Annotated in this window: 2 protein-coding genes; one reads left to right on the top strand and one right to left on the bottom strand. The window is 58.6% G+C overall.

Translation table 11 applies throughout. The features are described 5' to 3' along the window. Positions 1-590: 590 nt before the first annotated feature. Positions 591-2,057: a M20/M25/M40 family metallo-hydrolase gene (locus VQ02_RS33560; RefSeq protein WP_048448612.1), complete on the top strand. Its 1,467-nt coding sequence runs from the start codon at positions 591-593 to the stop codon at positions 2,055-2,057. A 104-nt stretch (positions 2,058-2,161) separates the two neighbouring features. On the opposite strand, the gene VQ02_RS36505 is transcribed toward VQ02_RS33560, so the two are convergent. Next, positions 2,162-2,392: a hypothetical protein gene (locus VQ02_RS36505; RefSeq protein WP_245239932.1), complete on the bottom strand. Its 231-nt coding sequence runs from the start codon at positions 2,390-2,392 to the stop codon at positions 2,162-2,164. Between the last annotated feature and the right edge of the window lie 35 nt (positions 2,393-2,427).

The following is a 2,427-nucleotide window of genomic DNA, read 5'->3' as shown; positions in this document are numbered from 1 at the left end:
CGGCCTGAAGGCGGTGTTCCTCGTCACCACCGTGGCCGGGGTCACGGGATTGTGGCCGGCCATCCTGGCAGATACCGGCGCCACCGTGCTGGTCACCGCCAATGCGCTGCGGCTGCTGCGCCTTGAGCCATGATGGGAGAGCCACCTCTGGGCGGCCCGCCAGGATCATGGTTCCGACGCGAGGTCGTTCGATGACGATCCTGCGGGCTCCTGCATTCGCCTCTATGGTCCCCGCCGCATCGGCTCCCGGCTGATTACGTCGCCGTCGATGAGGCGTGCTGCCGCGCCTCGAACGCTCTCACGGCCGAGACCAGCCGCATCAAGTCCCTCTGCGCCTATCCATGCCTGGGGAAAAAATCAATCAATAAGCGCGACGGTATGACACCACCCATTGCACGGACCCCAGAGAGGCCCTGCAAGGTACTTGAAAGACAAAATAGAATATTTGAATCTGTTGAGTGGTGCGAAACGCAGATACAAATACCAAGAGCGAGAAAAATATGTCATCGACTAAATTCAACGAAAACCGCAGGCTTGGAACGTTAACCGCCGCTCTTGCTCTCGTCTACACTCTTGTGTGCCCTAGAGTCATGGCTGGTACCCCCGAGGTGGAGGCCGCAGCCAGGGGAACGTTCAAAGAGTGGGTGGAAGTGCTGGCAATCCCAAACGTTTCCGCTGCGCCCGCTGACATACAGCGCAACACCAACTGGTTCGAGCAAGCTTTCAAACGTCGAGGCTACCGAACGAGGCAGTTACCCAACAACGGCAAGCCAATGCTTTTCGCCGAGGCACCGAATGCGAAAGATACGAAGTCGACAGTCCTGTTCTATGCTCATATCGATGGCCAGCCGGTAACACCTTCGGAATGGAACCAGGAAAGCCCATGGAAGCCGACCCTGAAGCAGAAGACTCCGGATGGACGGTGGATGGAGTTGCCGATCGAGCGTCTTTACGATGCAAAGGTCGATCCCGAATGGCGGTTATTCGCGCGATCCTCGTCGGATGACAAGGCTCCCATACTCATGCTGCTGGCTGCGATCGATGCCCTCCAGGCCGCGGGCGTCGAGCCAGCCATCAACGTCAAGGTGCTGCTCGACACGGAGGAGGAGGTAAGTTCCCCGTCGCTCGGAACCGTGATACGCGAAAATCTCGCCTTCCTGAAATGCGACGACCTGGTGGTTCTCGATGGTCCGATGCATCCGAGCAACCGCCCGACCCTCGTATTCGGCAATCGCGGGATTGCCCGGGCGACCCTGACCGTGTTCGGACCGAGACAGGAACTACACAGCGGCCATTACGCCAATTATGTCGCGAACCCCGCGATGCGTCTGGCGCAGCTAATGGCATCCATGAAGGATGAAGACGGCCGCGTCACAGTCAAGCATTACTACGATGGCATTGCCCTCGACGACCGCGCTCGTCGCGTGATGGCGGCTGTTCCCGACGACGAGCCGGCATTGCGCAAACGCTTGGGCGTGGCGGAAACGGAGAAGGTCGGCGGCAACTATCAGGAGGCGATGCAGTATCCCTCGCTGAACATACGCGGCATCAAGTCGGCTGATGTCGGCGGTAAAGCGCGCACGATCATCCCCGACCATGCCACCGCCGAAATCGACATGCGGACCGTACCTGAAACGCCGCCCGAACGCTTATTCGATCTGCTGAAGGGCCACGTCACGGCCCAAGGTTATCATCTGGTCGAAGGGGAGCCTACGGACGACGACCGTGCCCGTTATCCCAAACTTGCCTCTTTGATGATGGGGAAGGGATCGTCCTCAGGGACGGCGGTACGTACCGATTTGGACTCCCCAATCGGGGTTTGGCTGCGAGAAGCCATGAAGCGGGCGCACGGCGCTGATCCCATTGAAATCCGCATGATGGGCGGCACCGTTCCTACGGGTGTGGCAGTTGGCGCGCTCAAAGTACCCTTTGCCATCGTGCCTCTCGTTAATGCTGATAATAGCCAGCATAGTTTTGATGAAAACATGCGGATCGGAAACTATTTAGATGGAATTCTTACGCTTGAAGCTATTCTAAGGCTCGAAAAATCTCGTTAGGGCATTTTCCGACGAAGTGGATACCGGTTCGTCGAAGAAAATGCGACAAGAAAATAACTTAGAGAGCTTCGCGATTGCGACGCGATCGTGAAGTGCTCGAGTGTCTAAGCTCGATCAGGGTGTTGCTTTGATGAAGCTGTCCGATTAGATTGACCGTTCGGCGTGACCAGCATGCTCTGGCCCTGCTTGAAGATCGGCGCCGTGCGGTGGAACGGCAGCATCGCTGCGAAATCGCCGAGCGGCGCGATCGAACCCGGCGGGACCTCGGCCTGGACCGTCATGCCGGCCACCGTCTCGCACAGTGCCCGCAGCGGGTTGTGCGGGGCGTCGGTCATCACCGACTCGCCCCAGGTCTGTGATTAGGCGTGGA

This window comes from Methylobacterium variabile (assembly GCF_001043975.1).
GTDB lineage: Bacteria > Pseudomonadota > Alphaproteobacteria > Rhizobiales > Beijerinckiaceae > Methylobacterium > Methylobacterium variabile.
This window is presented reverse-complemented; position numbering and strand designations above follow the sequence as displayed.

What these genes read in the sequence shown, in the direction of transcription:
- VQ02_RS33560 (WP_048448612.1), top strand. Translation starts at nt 591, where the DNA reads ATGGCTGGTACCCCCGAGGTGGAGGCCGCAGCCAGGGGAACGTTCAAA.
- VQ02_RS36505 (WP_245239932.1), bottom strand. Translation starts at nt 2,392, where the DNA reads ATGACCGACGCCCCGCACAACCCGCTGCGGGCACTGTGCGAGACGGTG.